Below are 15417 nucleotides of genomic sequence, written 5' to 3' on the forward strand. Positions count from 1 at the left end.
CATCTTCGCTAGGAAGGAGCACCTTTTGGGTGAAACAATATAATCATACACGAAGTCAGTTTGCTCGTAAAAGCTCTACAATTCATACTCGCTACGATTTGAATGCCGCCACCTCCTTTGGCGGTGCAAGTGGTCTCATAGATTTCGTTTTGGGAACGGGTATTGACAGGGAGTTTTGGGTACATGGATTACGCAAGGGCAGAAACACCCAGTTCCACATGGACGATATTGCTCTGACCGTCATTTTCGGTTCCTTGCTGGGTCAGGAACGGATTTTCCACTTTGAGGACATCGAACAAGATCCCCTGTTGAAGCTGAAGTTGGACGTGCCGAAACTGCCTGATACGACTCTGTTGTATAAGGATCTGAAGCGGCTCGGTTCCGACGCTGGCATCAAAGCGATACGTTCGGCGCATAGACAAATCCTAAGGTCACTTCTCCCCAAAGGACAAGGCATCGTGGTCGATATCGACTCCTCTGTAGAGACTGTTTATGGCGCGCAGCAACAGTCCGCTGTTGGATATAATCCACACCATCACGGACGAGCGAGTTTCCATCCCTTGCTGGCGTTTGATTCACTCACTGGTTGTTGTCTCTATGATGAGTTGCGCTCTGGTGACGCCCATACATCAGATGGATTTGCGGATTTCTACAAGGCGATGAAAGACCAGTTGCCGGATGGCGTCAACATTCGTGCCGTCCGCATGGATAAAGGGTTTACCGGAGAAAAAGTGTTTCAGATATTGGAGCAAGATCAGCGGGATTACGTCATCAAACTGAAGTGGACCAAGCGACTCGCACAGTTGGCGCAAGCGCCAAATCTCCTCTGGCACTGCATCACAGAGAGTGACCGGGAACATTGTGACGTTACTTCCATCATGTATCAGGCAACATCCTGGGACAGGCCTCGGCGGGTCGTGATTGTGCGTCGCTTAGACATTGACCCCCAGGAGTGCCTGTGTGCGGATTGGCTCTGGGAATACGAGGCGATTGCCACAACGTTTGACTGGAGCGGCGAGGATGTATGGCACTTCTATAACTTTCGTGGTAACGCTGAGAATCACATCAAGGAAGCCAAATATGGATTTGCCATTGACCGATTCTCCAGCCAGAATTTCGATGCCAACAAAGCGCTGCAAGGTCTAAAGCTACTTGCGTATAATCTACTCCTGCTGTACAAGCACGTCGCGCTTCAACCAGGGGTGCGACAGTGGACCGCCGGACGGCTCAGACGAAGACTATTCCATCTACCTGGGATTCTAGTGCGTCATGCACGCCAGTGGAGCATTCGTCTTCCCGTGTATGCAAAGCATCGGTCGTTGATCATGCTTCATGCCGCCACGTAGATTTTTCTTCCAATTGAAAAAGTGGAGTTCATAGCCTGGCTTGGGGAGGGGGGAATTGTGTCCATTGCTCTAGTTCCGTACCATGATTTCGCCGTGTTCGCTAACAAATCCACCAAATACTTGAAAACATGCCCCGGTCAATGACCTCAATCACCTAATCGTCGAAATCCGGGATAAAAACAGAGACGCGAAACGCGTCTCTTCTATTGTGAAATAGGTTATTCGTGTTGTATACAACGCGATGTTTCGTTACGCGTCGCCAAGTTTCCGTAAAAATAGTCGTAACCGCTCATTTGTGGTGTTGTCAAAAATTTCTTCGGGCGATCCCTCCGCCGCGATGACCCCACCGTCCATGAACACTACCCGATCGGCTACCTCACGTGCAAATCCCATCTCGTGTGTCACCACGACCATTGTCATACCTTCATCAGCTAGGTTTTTGATGACGGTAAGAACTTCGCCCACAAGCTCGGGATCTAGCGCCGAGGTGGGCTCATCGAACAATATCACGTGTGGATTCATCGCCATTGCTCGTGCAATGCCTACGCGTTGTTGTTGTCCACCTGACAACTGGTGTGGGTAAGCATCAAGTTTGTCGGATAGACCTACCTTCGAAAGCATTTGAGTAGCACGTTCTAAAGCTTTTTGTTTCGGCCACTTGAGGACAGTTATAAGACCCTCCATTACGTTTTGAATGACCGTCATATGAGGAAATAGGTTGTATCCTTGAAAAACCATACCGCTATTCCGACGAAAGGGGATAATCTCCTTTATCCGGACTTTCGTATCTGGGTTAAAGTGAATCTCCGAGTCAGACACACGGATAGTTCCGGATGTTGGAATCTCGAGAAGGTTAATACATCTTAACAATGTGGTTTTACCCGATCCCGAAGGGCCAATTACCACAACGGTCTCACCCTGATTTACTTGCAGATCAATTCCTTTGAGTATCTCAACATCGTGAAATCGTTTTTTTAACCCACTTACCTCAATCATTTACCGTGATTCCTCCTCACCTTGTCGTGTAACGACCGAGTCGCTTTTCGAGTAAATGCTGAAGCCAGGTCAAGATAGAGGAAAACACTAAATAAATGAGTGCCGCTTCAACATAAATCGGAAACGGTTTAAAGTTTGATCCGACAATGTCCTGTGCTTTCTGGAATAGCTCAGGCACAGTGATGACCGCCGCTAAAGATGTGTCTTTTACAAGAGAAATAAATTCGTTTGAAAGTGGAGGTACGGATACACGTGCCGCTTGAGGAATAATAATTCGTCTCAAGGCCTGGCTTTCCGTCATTCCAAGTGAATAAGCCGCCTCCCATTGCCCCTTTTGTACTGATTGAATTGATGCCCGGATAGTCTCCGACGCGTAGGCACCAACATTCAAAGTGAAACCGATAATGGCCGATGTCCAGCTATTTAAGGTCAATCCTAAATACGGTAGGCCATAAAAAATAATAAATAATTGCACTAACAACGGAGTTCCACGGAATACCCAAACGTAGGCCCACGCGATACCCTGTAGCCAGCGATATCGTGATATTCGGGCGAGAGCGGTCAGTACTGCGACCGCCAGCCCTAATATAAATGTAATGATGGCCAATGGAACCGTGCGTTCAAGTCCGGCTTTCAAAATTGGCCACAAGGAGTCGAGCATCAGCTGCCCTGGTCCGATATCCACAGTACTGCCTCCTTACTTATCTAGCACGTTTGTTCCAAAGTACTTCTTGGAAATTTTTGCGTATGTACCATCTTGAATCATACTTTGCAGAGCCTTATTTACAGCCTTTTGTAAATCGGGCTCGTCCTTGCGGAACATGAACCCACTTGCTGAAGTATCATTCGCGGTCGCCGCGATTTTCAATCCAATGTTTGGGTTGGATTTTTCCAGTTGTAAGAAAGATAATTTATCGTTCACGGTGGCCTGTGCACGCCCCGATTTGACTAATTGAATCGCCTCATTGAACCCTTGAACTGGGACGATATTTGCTCCCGCGTTTTTAGCCTCAGTATAGTAGTTACTCGTCAAGGATTGTGCATCGGTAACACCTTTCAAATCTTTGAACGAATGGATGGAATTATTATTGTCATTGACAATGATGACCGAAGAGGACTCGATGTACGGGTTCGAAAAAAGATACGACTTTTCTCGATCCGGCGTGATTCCAACTTCGTTCGCAATCATGTCGAATCGTTTGTCATTCAACCCTGCAAACATGCCGTCCCAAGGCGTCTCGACGAAATCTGCTTTCACACCTAGACGTTTAGCAATCTGTTGCGCCAACTCTACATCGAATCCAGTCAATTGATCTTGCGCGTTGTGATAGGTAAATGGAGCATAAGTGCCTTCAGTACCAATTTTGAGTTCACCGCTCTTTTTCACTTGCGTTAAAGTCTGTCCAGATGCTTGTGAAGCAGTTGAACCATTTGTAGCCCCATTTGACGAATTGACCGCGTTATTATTGGAGGTTGCCGACCCGCATCCACTCACGGCAGCAAGAATGATAGCTGACATCAACGCTGAACCAAGCGTTTTTTTTGTAACAGACATTTTACCCATCTCCTTGTTTTTCTATATGATATTGCGGTTTTGAATTGTACTCCTGTCTTGAATCCTTTGCAATAAACCAAACATGCATGCGTGTATGTTATTTTTAGGAATCGTGCTCACTTTAGGCAGGCTTTTATCACGGCAGTTGGGTATTCTGGCTATGACGATTCTGTTGACGTTGTTCGAGGAATAAAGGATTATCCTAGACATATGAGAAGCAGGCCGGCACACGCATTGGAGGACCTTTGAGGTGAGCGTAATTGACTTTCGATCAACTCTTCGCATTTTTGAGTGTTTCTAGAACCAAAAACTATAGCGCCACTGCGAAGTTGCTCCATTTGGCTCAACCTGCGGTTACAAGCCGTATAAAAAACTTGGAGTCTGAATTGGGGACGACCTTATTCCAGCGCTTCGATGGAACGTTGGAACTCACTCCGGCTGGTCGAAAACTTTTTGACTATGCCCAGAAAATTGTAGACCTGGTTCAACAAGCGAAGGTAGATGTGGGACAGCATTCCGACGAAATCACGATAGGCGCAACTTCAACGTTAGCGGTGCATTTTGTGCCGAAAATTTTAGGCCTTCTATACGAGCGTACAGAACGAACGAAATTCATCATCAGGCAGGGGAGGTCGATGAATCTTTTAAATTTGGTATTGGAAGGGAATTTGGATATGGCACTAATGAACAATCGTATTGAACATCCGGACATTGTGATTACTGAACTTCCAGAGTCATTGCGAATTGTTCTGGTTGCCTCGGCAGATCACCCGATATTAGCGGAATCGAACATCACAATCGATGTCGTTAGGAAATATAAGCTTATGCAAACTCAAAAACGACAAGGGTTTTGGAAGTTCGTTGATAACAGGTTGAAGCAGTATAACGTGGGTCTTGAAGCTGACATCACTGTTGACAACATGGAGATAGCGAAAGAGATTCTCTTGCAGACTTCTTTTCTCACATTTATGCCTTATTTATCTATTGAAAAGGAGCTGGAGCGTGGCGTTTTAACATGCGTCTATGTCGAAAACTTTCCGGTACTCGAGTTTCCCATTTATCTGATTCATCATCAGAGGTCCGATAAATCGAGAAATGTTCAACTCACGCGCAGTTTATTGGGTGTCACTGAGTAGTACATCCACTATGTTTGTGATGGTCATTACGAAGGACAGGATCGGATGAAAATAATCTTGGGTAGGCTCTAAAAATTATTTGGGCATGTCATTTCCACATGGCGGAATGCGCAGAAAATTCCTAACATCCCCATCGATACACTTACCGTGAACAAATCATTCAAGGTGGGGTGCTCTGATGGGATATCGTGACTTGCGTGAGTACTTAGATGCCCTTAAGCGGATTGGGAAACTTAAAGTTATCGATCGCGAAGTTGACAAGGATTGGGAAATATCAGCCGTGGGACGCGTCGCATTTCAATCCATTCCAGAGACTGAACGCCCGGCATTGATGTTCACCAACGTCAAAGGGCATGATGTGCCTGTTGTGTTTGGGATTCTAGGCGGATCCCGTTCGATTTATGCTAAGGCGCTCGATACTGAGTTTGAGAATGTGCAACAGAAATGGTCCCATGCGCAAAATAATCCGATTCCTCCAAGGGTGGTTGCTACCGGCCCATGTAAAGAGAATATCTTAGTAGGTAACGACATTGATATTTTCAAATTTCCAGTTCCAACTTGGACAGTGGGCGAAGACCCAGCACCGTACTTAACCTCTCCATTTGTATTCACCAGGGATCCCGATACCGGAATACAGAATGTCGGTACATATCGGGTGATGCTAAAAGAAAAAACAAGCTTGGGGTATGGGTTAACTTTGTTCAGCATGCTCGTAAGCATGTGGAGAAGTACAACGAACGAAATGAACGAACACCTGTGGCGATTGTCCTGGGAACGGATCCATCCATTGGCCTTTGCTCCGTGTCGAGAATGATATATGGATTGGATGAGTTATCTGTTGCCGGTGGCTTAAGAGGTGAAGCGGTAGATGTCGTGAAGTGCGAGACCCATGATCTACTGGTACCAGCCACGGCGGAAATTGTCATTGAGGGATTCTTCAGACCGAACTTTCTGGAAGAGGAAGGACCTTTTGGAGAATATCCTGGGTATATGGGGCCGAAAGCCATGTCTTATGTCATGGACATTACGTGTATTACGCACAGAAATAATCCTATTTATCAAGCATTTTTGAGCCAAATGCCACCGAGTGAGTCCAGTATGATTCGCAGCATTGGTAGAGAAGCGGGTATTTATAAGCATTTGGTCAGTGATTTGCGACTGCCGGTAAAAGACGTGCACTTGCTCGAGGCTGGTGGTGCCGCTGCCTATTTAGCGATTTCAATGAAAAAGGAGTATGAAGGGCAAGTGCGCCAGGTCATGCTAGCTGCCTGGTCTGTTGACCCTACTCTCGGAAAATTTTGTGTTGTGGTAGATGATGATATCGACATTCGTGATCAATTTATGTTGAATTGGGCTATGTCATGGCGAGTTCAACCTCATAAAGATGTGTTTATGATTGAAGATTTGCCAGCAGTCCGGCTTGATCCATCACAAGCTGCCGATGATGTACCACAATTGGATCCATCCCGCCGAGTGTCATCTAAGATGGGAATTGACGCGACCAGGAAGCACAAATTCCCGCCAATTGCCTTACCCCCCAAAGAGCATCTTGAAAAAGTGCGAGCACACTGGGATGAATACTGGTCCTAAGTGTAACAAGCATGCCCGCGAATGAATGTTCATTTGCGGGTTATTGCGCATTGGAGTAATCAAAGGACAGTTTTTTGATCCGTTTTAAAAGTGAGGATTGTTGATATGAGACTAATTGTAGGTATTACCGGAGCAACTGGGGCTATTTTAGGAATTCGAATGCTTGAAGCGCTAAGGGAGTACGCTGTGGAGACATACCTGATTCTCTCAAAATGGGCAGAGACCACAATTCGAATTGAAACCGATTACAATTTGGAGGATGTAAAAAAACTTGCGAGTGTTGTACATCGAGAGGACAATCAAGCAGCGTCGATTTCAAGTGGGTCTTTTATCACAGATGGAATGATTATCTCGCCATGCAGCATGAAAACGCTTTCTTCGATTCGTGTCGGTTATGCGGATACCTTAATAGGCCGCGCTGCAGATGTCGTATTGAAAGAACGGCGCAAGTTAGTCTTGATCACGCGAGAATGCCCTTTGAGTGATATTCACCTTGAAAATATGTTGCATTTGTCTCGAATGGGCGCAGTCATATTTCCGCCTGTGCTTACGTTCTACAATCATCCAAGTTCATTAGATGACGTGATTAATCATGTGGTAGCCAGAACGCTCGATCAATTTGGAATAGAAAACGATTGGACGAAACGATGGGCGTCTCCGCCTTCAATGGGGGCATCAACTCATTATCCGCGTGTCTAGTTTGTAACTTTATGATTGGAAACATTGGGGGAGAGGTCAGTGGCCGAGAGCAGTTCAATGTTCAAACCTTACTGGTTTCGCGTGAACCGCGGGGATTTAGACGCGATGATAAGTCACTTCGGGGTAAATATCACCGATATGGCCATACCAGCATTGCTACTCGCTGGTGTGGGTATACCGCTAGATTTTTCAGTAAGTCATATGCTTCCTGGCTTCTCCCTTGGCTTTTTACTAGCCGGTTTATGGGTAACTTGGAGTGCCCGTCGCCTGGCTAAGAAAACGGGACGCTTAAATGTCACATCCCAGGTTTTCGGCATCAATGTTCCGTCCGCAACTGCCTTTTCCATTTCAATTATGTTACCCGTGTATCAACTGACTCATAACCTGTCAGCCTGTTGGGCGTCGGGTGCGGCAGCAGTGTTTTGGATGGGAATCTTCAAACTCGTGAGTGCGCCGTTTTCTAAGTACATTCGGCGTCTGATTCCTAGACCGGCGGTGATGACTGTATTTGCGGCCGCCATGTATAGTTACTTGTCCATGATGATTGTCGTTCGGTTATTTTCCAGCCCGCTGTTAGGCGTTATCTCATTAGCCATTGTGCTCTGCGGCGTGTTTGCGAAGATTCCACTGACGCGGTGGAGGCTTTCACCGTTTTTAGTTGCATGGATAATTGTTCTCGCCGTTGGTTTGATATCTGGTGACATCGATATTCAATGGACTGGAATGCACCTGACATCGCCTTGGAATATGGCGCCACACTTTGGGTCGTATCTGGTGAAGGATATTTCGTACTTCTCCATCATTGTCCCCATGTCAGTCTATGCGATTTTACAAGACCTGGCTTCCGTTGAAGCTGCAAAGCGTGTTGGCGACGGGTATTCAGTTGTTAACACGCTGTTCATGGATGGGGTATGTTCATTAATTATTGGGGTGTCCGGTGGGATTATACCGACTGTAATGTACGCAGTCCATCCTTCGTACAAAAATCTGGGAGCACGAATCTCATACCATTTTTGGGTCCCCATTGTTATGTTGCTTGTTGTCATTGCTGGGCTATCCATGCCCGCCATTGATTTGTTCCCGTGGTCACTTCGAGCGGCCGTTATTGCCTATGTTTCTATAGGCGTCGGACGCGCGGCAATCACCAACATCGAGCATCGGTATCTAAATGCCTTTTTATTAGGGATCATTATACCGGGTGCGTACCTGATTCAGTCGACGATACAAGAGAGCTTGGCCGCCTTGAAGATTCAGCTTACTCCCCAAGTTATAGAAGTCTTGGATAAAGCGATATACTGGGAACCTATTAGTGGAATGGCCAACGGTTTTTTAATGTTGGTTTTAATCATTACCGCAATGTCAGTATGTTTAATCGATAGAAAATTTATTGTGGCTGCTTTGTGGTCGTTATTCGGCGCACTGTCCGCGTGGCTTGGTCTCATCAATGCTCCTAGGTTTGGGTGGGGAGAAGCACCCAGTTATGCGATTGCATGGCTTGCTGGGACGGTGGTGATCCTTCTTGTCTGGCTTGGGGTCCCCAGAGCGTTGCGGTCTAGTCACGCTGACACTGAAATGGAACATCCCATTTCACGTGAGCATTAGGATGTAAAAAATTTCTGTGTGAAAGGGAAGGAAGTGCGCTTCCTTCCCGATGATGTTTTTGTAAAACACATCAAGCCTTACAAAATGTTTTACTGGAGCGCCGGGAAGAAGGTGGAGGATTTTGTCTCTGAACCGACCGGTGAAGGAAAGTATCCCTTGCTACTCGGCTGTCATGGCGGGTATGTCCGAGTTGGCCATGAAAAATGCCGATCACAACCGACTTGCGGCAATGGAGTGGAGCGAGAAATTGGCTGCATATGGTGCGGTACAACCCGATTCTTCCGTTTATCAGCGAGAGTCGCTAAATATGCGAAAGATAGCGATGTCGAAATCAATACGTGGTTCACAGAGTATGATATGGAACGCGCGTGGTGCGAAAAAGTAAACGTGGGGTCCCCATGATAGAGGGGACCCCACGTTCTGATCTCAGGTTAGCTGTGGTTCTTGTCAATCCAAATGTATTGAAATGGGTCAGTCAAAACTGGGCTCATGGTGAAGCCGTGTACCCATGGATTGACCGCGGCAAACCCCATCGTTTGGTCAACCGGAACCCATGCGGCATCTGCCATCACTTGGTTGGTCACCTTTGCGTACAATTGGTCTCGCGCCTGTTGGTCAGTCATATATTCTGCAGCGTTCAACTCTTTGTCCACCTGTGGGTTGCTGTAATGATTCATATTGTTGTCTGGAATCTGATTTGAGTTGAACAGCGTGTTCAAAAAGTCGGACGGGTCAGGGAAGTCCTGTGACCACGCACTCATGTACATTTGTGCGTTACCGGACATACCTTCTGCCAAGAAGTCAGAGAAGCTGACTTCGTGCAGGCGCAAATGAATTCCGACCGCTTGCATCATGGACTGTATAGCTTGGTCAACACGTAATGAATCAGGACTGTTTTGATCCCAGAAATCAATCGTCAGACCATTGCTATAGCCAGCTTCTTTTAGCAGTTGCTTGGCCTTTGCAATATTAAATCCGTACTGAGCATCCGCATCAAGATGCTGCACATGTCCAGGCATACCGGAAGGCAATGGCTGATTCAGGCTGAGCACTTTGCCGTCTTCAATCTTCACAATCTGATTCGCGTCAAAGGCGTATTCAATGGCCTGTCGAACCTTTAAGTTCGCCAATGGATTGGGTTTGCCCTGAATCGTCTTTTGCATATTCATACCGATATAATTAATCGAGTTTTCCTGTTCCTTCATCACCAACTTGCTGTATTTCGGATTGTGCATGATGGTGTTGAATTGTGATGTTGGAATGCCGTCCCCGCCCATTAAATTCGGGCTAAGAAATGCGTTTGTCCCCTGCTCCCACTGAAGCTCATCCACTTGGGTATTCGGGTTGATGTTTATGGTGACCTGATTGAGGTAGGGAAGTTGATTCCCATACGCATCTTTCTTCCAGTAGTAAGGGTTGCGTTTTAAGACGACCTTCGACTGGGAGTTCGATGCGAGCTCAAAGGGGCCAGTGCCCATGGCTGTCGTTGTATCGAAAGCTGTGTTGCCAACCTTTTGTATGTAGGCGGGATCGACAGCCGATAAGAACGGCAGCGCCAAGACTTGTAGGAAAAAGGTCTCTGGCTTAACCAGTTTAATGACGAGCGTGTCGTCATTGGGCGCGGAGATACCAGATATGGTCTTCGCTGTGCCATTGTAATACTCGCTGGCACCTTGAATATCCATAAAGAATTGATTTCCAGGTGATGGTTTTAGTTTTAAATTCTTGTCCAAAATTCGTTCCAATTCGAAGACAAAATCCTTTGCGGATAGTGGATCCCCATTGGAGAACTTCACGCCTGGACGGAGATGGAATGTATAGGTAAGGCCATCTTTGGAAACGGACCACGTCTTGGCGAGGTCTCCGACAATTTTATAGGACGTCTTGTCGTAGGTCACCAATTGGTCATACAGTTGTGAAGTGACTTCGGCTGAGGTCGCATCATAGGCGACAGCGGGATCTAAATCTGGAACGGCCTCGTTCATGTCGACTGTCAACGTGCCGCCCTTCACAGGTTTTTCGCTATTTGTGCTCGCGGCGGACGAAGCGGATGCACTGTTTGCATGATTTGTATCGCTGGTTGCGCACCCACTGAGCACCGCGCTTATAACGGCGATGGCCGCGACGGATAACGAACCTTTTTTTACTAGTTTACTCATTTAAATGCCCCCTGTTCCGATCAGGATTATATGCTATTAATGCAAAAAAACAAAAGTCGACGTTGAATCAGTTTGTGAAAGGCGCATTCGTGGCTGCGATTGCCGGGTTATACGGAAAGAGAATCGCTTGTGTCAGACAAAAAATCGTTGATTGTGTACATTTCATATACTAGTATACATATGAACCGTGGATTCATCGTCTCGTTTAGAGCAAAAGAGATTGCCACTTCTGAAAGCGCTATCTTTTGTCTGGCAAGACTCGGATTTGCGGTTCGTAGTCAAATTTTTGCCGAAAAGGGGGATACACGTGTTTAAGAAGTACAGTGCGCTGGTCATCACGATGTTGTTCTTGGCCAATGTGATTAACTATCTGGACAGGTCGGCCTTTTCCATCGCGGCGCCGATGATTAGCAAGGGGTTTACTTTGACTCCTAGTGAACTCGGCATGATATTCAGCAGCTTCTTTGTAGGTTACGCGATATTCAATTTTGTAGGCGGGTTCATGTCGGACTTATACGGACCCAAAAAAGTGTTTGGCGGGTCCATGACGCTGTGGTCCATCTTTTGCGGATTGACGGCCGTGACCTTCAATTTCGCATCGCTCTTTATCGTTCGGCTGTTGTTTGGGTTTACGGAAGGCCCGCTTGCTTCTACGACCAATAAAACCATTAACAATTGGGTGCCGCAAAAGACGCGTGCAAGGGCCGTGGGGATAGCGTTTGCTGGAAGCCCTTTAGGTGGCGCGGTCGCTGGACCGATTGTGGGTTTAATTGCCGTCCATTCAAATTGGAAGGTGTCATTTGTCGTGATCACCTTGATAGGCCTGGTATGGGCGCTGGTTTGGATGAAAGCGGTCACGGATAAGCCCAGTCAAAACCCCAAAATTCCGGCAGCAGAATTGGCGGAAATTGAGCGAGATACGACGGTGATGCCGGTTGAAGGAAAGGCGAAGGTACCTCTGACGTATTACGCGAAAAAACCGACGATTCTGTTCACTGCTCTGGCGTTTTTTGCGTACAATTACATTTTGTATTTCTTCCTTACTTGGTTTCCGAGTTATCTGGCAGACGCAAAGCATCTTAGTATTTCAAAAATGAGTGTTGCGACCACAATTCCTTGGGTGGTCGGAACAGTTGGATTGCTGCTGAGCGGCTGGGCGTCTGATTATTTATTCAAGCTGACAAACAAACTCATGTTCTCCAGAAAAGTCATTATCGTCGGTGGATTAATCGGGGCCGCTGTGTGTATCGCGGCAACAGGTATGGTCACGACTGCAGTGAGTGCCGTCGTGTTGATGACGATTGGAATCTTTTTTATGTACTTAACAGGAGCCATTTACTGGGCCGTGATCTCTGACAACGTACAAAGCGACAAGGTGGGCGGGGCGAGTGGTTTTGTTCATATGCTGGCGAATATCTCTGGCATTATTGCACCGACCATTACGGGGTTTATCGTTCAATTCACCGGATCATTCTCTAGTGCCTTCTTACTGGCGGGAATTTTGGCTGTTGTCGGCGCCATATGCGTAGCCCTTTGGGTGAAACCGCTCACTTTGCCAAGCCAAACGTCGGAGGATGCGCAGTTGGGAGTCACACAGTAACCAATGTGAAAGGGGTGTCCTAGAGGATGCGTGCAGCGGTGATGACAAAGCCATTTACGATTGAGTTTCGAGAGATTGCACAACCCGTACCAAAGCCACACGAGGTACTCGTGCGTGTTCAAGCAGCCGGCATCTGTGGCAGTGATGTGCATTTTTATGACGGTTCAAACCCGTATGCAAATTATCCCCAAACTTTTGGTCATGAACTATCTGGTATTGTGGAGGCGGTCGGAGATGAAACTCCATCCTCTCTCGTCGGAAAGCGCGTGGTTGTTGAACCTGCTGTGCCTTGCGGGCATTGCTACGCCTGCTCCATCAATCGGCCGAACGCGTGTGCGAACATCGATATGATTGGATCCGTCCGAGCCGGCGGCTTTGCCGACTATGTAACGGTTCCAGCCCATCATGTTCATGCGATGCCGGATGATATGCGTTTCGAGGTGGGAGCGTTGTGTGAGCCATTTAGTATCGGGGCACAGGCCATTCGCAGATCAGGTATGAAAGGCGGAGAAACGGTTGCAATTCTCGGTATGGGGCCGATTGGCTTAACTATCTTAAGTCAACTCAAGCGCACGATTGACGCGACTGTATTTGCCATCGATGTGGTGCCGGAACGCCTTCAACTTGCGTTGGATTTTGGAGCGGATGCGGTAATTGATGCGCGCGATGTAGATATTGTTGCACACATCTTATCGAAGACGAACGGGGAAGGCGCGAATATTGTACTAGAGGCTGCCGGTCTTCCGAAAACGATAGAACAGACCATTCACCTTGTCAGTGCGGCGGGGCGCATCGTCATTGTGGGATTGACCGGACAGGATGTGAGATTTCCGGGCCAACTGCTGACAAAGAAGGATATCGAGATTTATGGGACGCGGCATAGCGTCGGACTTTTTCCCGCCGTGATGCAATTTCTGCATGAGAATCCAGATGTGGCCGATAAGTTCATTTCACAGCGAATGGATTTTACTGAACTTGAATCGGCACTCAAACTTGCAAAGAGCCAGCCTGCGCAGGTTACAAAAATTATTTTGTCCTATTCGTGATGGTGTCCTTGTTTACGCTGTTGGAATCGGTTTGTGATTTCGGGGGATTTAGGGTAGGCCAGCCCTAAATCCCCCGAAATCGTCTGGACGTTTGTTTTAAGTCATTCACGTCGACATTGAAGAGGGGGTGGTGGGATATAGATGGGTGATCGTCGTCAATCTTCTGGGCTTCGCATCTGGCCATTTATTATCGTGGTGTTGTTTGTTGGCGTTCTCTATAGTGCTGTATCGGAGACAGTGACGATAGGACCGAGTTGGACGACGTTGGCAATCATTGTGGGTTTTTTGATCCCGTTTTCGATAGCTGTCGTGCTGAAACACCATGGGTGGATCCGGCGGATTGCGCTCATTTTGATTTTCTTACTGACTGTGGCGCTGATCAGCAATGTGGCTTCGTTGGTGCTTGCGCTGTTCAGGCACCAACCGCACGCGAAGGTGTTGTTTTATGATGCGGTCCTTCTGTGGGTGGCGAATGTGTTCGTGTTTGCACTGTGGTATTGGTCAATTGATCAGGGCGGGGCATATCGTCGATATCACCATCGGTTACAGCCGATCGATTTTTTGTTTCCACAAATGACGACGGATGAAGAGGTCTGGCACGATTGGAAGCCGTCATTTGTGGACTATTTGTTTGTCGCGTTCAACACCAATACTGCCTTTAGTCCTACGGACACCTTAATCATGTCCCGGAGAGTGAAAGTTTTGGTGATGACGCAAGCCGCGGTGTCATTGGTGATTGTTGCGGTGTTGGCGGCTAGGGCGATTAGCATGGTTTGAGCCTGTTGTTAATTTCCAATTAAGCGCGCGTGTTCGATTTTGATGCACAGATCCATGATGAGTGTCTTGTTGTGCTTTTGGGCTAGCTCTGCCGCCGCTTCGTTATAAACGCCCAATTGTGCCCAGATGACGGGGGCGGATACCGTCAGCGATTCTTCCACGACGTCGGGAAGCGCGTCGGAGTTGCGGAAGACGTCGATGATGTCGACGGGTTGGGGCAGATTGGACAAGGATGCGACGGCAGGTACCCCTAGCACTTCTGTTGCGTTCGGGTTCACGGGAATAATGTTGTATCCCTGCTGCTTTAGGTAGTGGGCCACTTGATAACTTGGTCGATTGGACCTGTCCGACAGGCCGACGATGGCAATCGTCTTGGCACTTTTCAGGATGCGTGCCAGGGTGTTGTCATCCGGGTTTTGGAACATAACGGACACCTCCTATGTATTACCATATCACGACAGAGGACCAGGGTGCCAACCGGTGAGGTGGCACCCGTGTCTCTGTTGTGCGTGAAGCGGAAATTACAACTTCGTCACATACTGCTTTCACTTTCTGTGTAGTCATAAGCAGGGTAGTTGTAGCCTTGATATTCGATGCCGCCGCCATAGCTGTATGTTTGTGCGCCCATCTCCATGGTGCCAGCCGCGCCGTACGCCGTTTCACATGTGTTGCCGCACGAAGCGGTTGAGATGCCTGGGGCTGGTGCACCTACATAGCTGTAGCTAACCGTTGGACAGAGGAGGAAAAACAACACAAAAATAATGAGAAAGACAACTGCCCATCTTGTATATCCGCCGAACACACCCATCATGTTCGCCTCCTTTGATGTACTGCATGGAATGATGGGACAATCGCCCGCCGATACGGACACCCGCACAGAAAAGTCAAATTGGAAAGTCACTTCATGTCAC

At 47.6% G+C, this 15417-nt stretch carries 14 protein-coding genes and 2 pseudogenes; 10 read left to right on the forward strand and 6 right to left on the reverse strand.

What is annotated here, in order from left to right; all coding sequences use genetic code 11:
- Positions 1 to 29: 29 nt before the first annotated feature.
- Entirely contained in the window at positions 30 to 1346 is a 1317-nt protein-coding gene (locus K1I37_RS08770) for an IS1380 family transposase (RefSeq protein WP_242215904.1), read from the forward strand.
- Positions 1347 to 1595: 249 nt separating this feature from the next.
- Here the strand turns inward: K1I37_RS08770 and K1I37_RS08775 are convergent, their stop codons facing one another.
- From K1I37_RS08775 to K1I37_RS08785, 3 genes are read right to left on the reverse strand one after another with little or no spacing between them, the layout of a single operon-like run.
- Positions 1596 to 2342 carry an amino acid ABC transporter ATP-binding protein gene (locus tag K1I37_RS08775; RefSeq protein WP_021298499.1) on the reverse strand — a complete coding sequence of 249 codons (747 nt, stop codon included), beginning with the start codon at positions 2340 to 2342 and terminating at the stop codon, positions 1596 to 1598.
- 16 nt (positions 2343 to 2358) lie between these two features.
- Positions 2359 to 3027, reverse strand: a complete 669-nt coding sequence (locus tag K1I37_RS08780) for an amino acid ABC transporter permease (protein WP_021298498.1) — start codon at positions 3025 to 3027, stop codon at positions 2359 to 2361.
- A gap of 12 nt (positions 3028 to 3039) precedes the next feature.
- A complete protein-coding gene (locus tag K1I37_RS08785; protein ID WP_081654285.1) occupies positions 3040 to 3906 on the reverse strand; it encodes an amino acid ABC transporter substrate-binding protein in 867 nt (288 codons plus the stop codon).
- A 251-nt stretch (positions 3907 to 4157) separates the two neighbouring features.
- Here K1I37_RS08785 and K1I37_RS08790 point away from each other — a divergent pair, with 251 nt between their 5' ends.
- The 6 genes and pseudogenes from K1I37_RS08790 (at position 4158) to K1I37_RS08810 (ending at position 9326) form a co-directional block, all read left to right on the forward strand.
- Positions 4158 to 5033 carry a LysR family transcriptional regulator gene (locus K1I37_RS08790; RefSeq protein WP_021298496.1) on the forward strand — a complete coding sequence of 292 codons (876 nt, stop codon included), beginning with the start codon at positions 4158 to 4160 and terminating at the stop codon, positions 5031 to 5033.
- A gap of 178 nt (positions 5034 to 5211) precedes the next feature.
- Positions 5212 to 5460 (forward strand): annotated as a pseudogene (locus K1I37_RS21850) (hypothetical protein); the annotation flags it as partial.
- A 54-nt stretch (positions 5461 to 5514) separates the two neighbouring features.
- A pseudogene (locus K1I37_RS08795) lies at positions 5515 to 6623 on the forward strand (UbiD family decarboxylase).
- Between the two features lie 105 nt (positions 6624 to 6728).
- Positions 6729 to 7322 (forward strand): UbiX family flavin prenyltransferase, encoded by a 594-nt coding sequence (locus tag K1I37_RS08800; protein ID WP_031219287.1) that lies wholly within the window; start codon positions 6729 to 6731, stop codon positions 7320 to 7322.
- A gap of 39 nt (positions 7323 to 7361) precedes the next feature.
- Positions 7362 to 8924 (forward strand): hypothetical protein, encoded by a 1563-nt coding sequence (locus K1I37_RS08805; RefSeq protein WP_021298492.1) that lies wholly within the window; start codon positions 7362 to 7364, stop codon positions 8922 to 8924.
- Positions 8925 to 8942: 18 nt separating this feature from the next.
- Positions 8943 to 9326 carry a hypothetical protein gene (locus tag K1I37_RS08810; protein WP_152498878.1) on the forward strand — a complete coding sequence of 128 codons (384 nt, stop codon included), beginning with the start codon at positions 8943 to 8945 and terminating at the stop codon, positions 9324 to 9326.
- A 29-nt stretch (positions 9327 to 9355) separates the two neighbouring features.
- On the opposite strand, the gene K1I37_RS08815 is transcribed toward K1I37_RS08810, so the two are convergent.
- Positions 9356 to 11083: an ABC transporter substrate-binding protein gene (locus K1I37_RS08815; protein WP_021298490.1), complete on the reverse strand. Its 1728-nt coding sequence runs from the start codon at positions 11081 to 11083 to the stop codon at positions 9356 to 9358.
- Positions 11084 to 11390: 307 nt separating this feature from the next.
- On the opposite strand from K1I37_RS08815, the gene K1I37_RS08820 reads away from it, so the two are divergent.
- The 3 genes from K1I37_RS08820 (at position 11391) to K1I37_RS08830 (ending at position 14506) form a co-directional block, all read left to right on the forward strand.
- Complete coding sequence (locus tag K1I37_RS08820) at positions 11391 to 12683, forward strand: MFS transporter (protein ID WP_021298489.1); 1293 nt, start codon at positions 11391 to 11393, stop codon at positions 12681 to 12683.
- Between the two features lie 41 nt (positions 12684 to 12724).
- Positions 12725 to 13729 carry a zinc-binding alcohol dehydrogenase family protein gene (locus tag K1I37_RS08825; protein WP_236613936.1) on the forward strand — a complete coding sequence of 335 codons (1005 nt, stop codon included), beginning with the start codon at positions 12725 to 12727 and terminating at the stop codon, positions 13727 to 13729.
- 141 nt (positions 13730 to 13870) lie between these two features.
- Positions 13871 to 14506, forward strand: a complete 636-nt coding sequence (locus K1I37_RS08830) for a hypothetical protein (RefSeq protein WP_021298487.1) — start codon at positions 13871 to 13873, stop codon at positions 14504 to 14506.
- 8 nt (positions 14507 to 14514) lie between these two features.
- Here K1I37_RS08830 and K1I37_RS08835 read toward each other — a convergent pair whose 3' ends face one another.
- Entirely contained in the window at positions 14515 to 14931 is a 417-nt protein-coding gene (locus K1I37_RS08835) for a CoA-binding protein (RefSeq protein ID WP_021298486.1), read from the reverse strand.
- A 107-nt stretch (positions 14932 to 15038) separates the two neighbouring features.
- On the reverse strand, positions 15039 to 15314 hold the full coding sequence (locus K1I37_RS08840; protein ID WP_021298485.1) for a hypothetical protein: 276 nt from the start codon (positions 15312 to 15314) through the stop codon (positions 15039 to 15041).
- Positions 15315 to 15417 lie beyond the last annotated feature (103 nt).

The sequence above is a fragment of the Alicyclobacillus acidoterrestris genome, assembly GCF_022674245.1.
GTDB classification, from domain to species: domain Bacteria; phylum Bacillota; class Bacilli; order Alicyclobacillales; family Alicyclobacillaceae; genus Alicyclobacillus; species Alicyclobacillus acidoterrestris.

What these genes read in the sequence shown, in the direction of transcription:
- K1I37_RS08825 (WP_236613936.1), top strand. Translation starts at nt 12,725, where the DNA reads ATGACAAAGCCATTTACGATTGAGTTTCGAGAGATTGCACAACCCGTA.
- K1I37_RS08800 (WP_031219287.1), top strand. Translation starts at nt 6,729, where the DNA reads ATGAGACTAATTGTAGGTATTACCGGAGCAACTGGGGCTATTTTAGGA.
- K1I37_RS08785 (WP_081654285.1), bottom strand. Translation starts at nt 3,906, where the DNA reads ATGGGTAAAATGTCTGTTACAAAAAAAACGCTTGGTTCAGCGTTGATG.
- K1I37_RS08830 (WP_021298487.1), top strand. Translation starts at nt 13,871, where the DNA reads ATGGGTGATCGTCGTCAATCTTCTGGGCTTCGCATCTGGCCATTTATT.
- K1I37_RS08840 (WP_021298485.1), bottom strand. Translation starts at nt 15,314, where the DNA reads ATGGGTGTGTTCGGCGGATATACAAGATGGGCAGTTGTCTTTCTCATT.
- K1I37_RS08835 (WP_021298486.1), bottom strand. Translation starts at nt 14,931, where the DNA reads ATGTTCCAAAACCCGGATGACAACACCCTGGCACGCATCCTGAAAAGT.
- K1I37_RS08775 (WP_021298499.1), bottom strand. Translation starts at nt 2,342, where the DNA reads ATGATTGAGGTAAGTGGGTTAAAAAAACGATTTCACGATGTTGAGATA.
- K1I37_RS08815 (WP_021298490.1), bottom strand. Translation starts at nt 11,083, where the DNA reads ATGAGTAAACTAGTAAAAAAAGGTTCGTTATCCGTCGCGGCCATCGCC.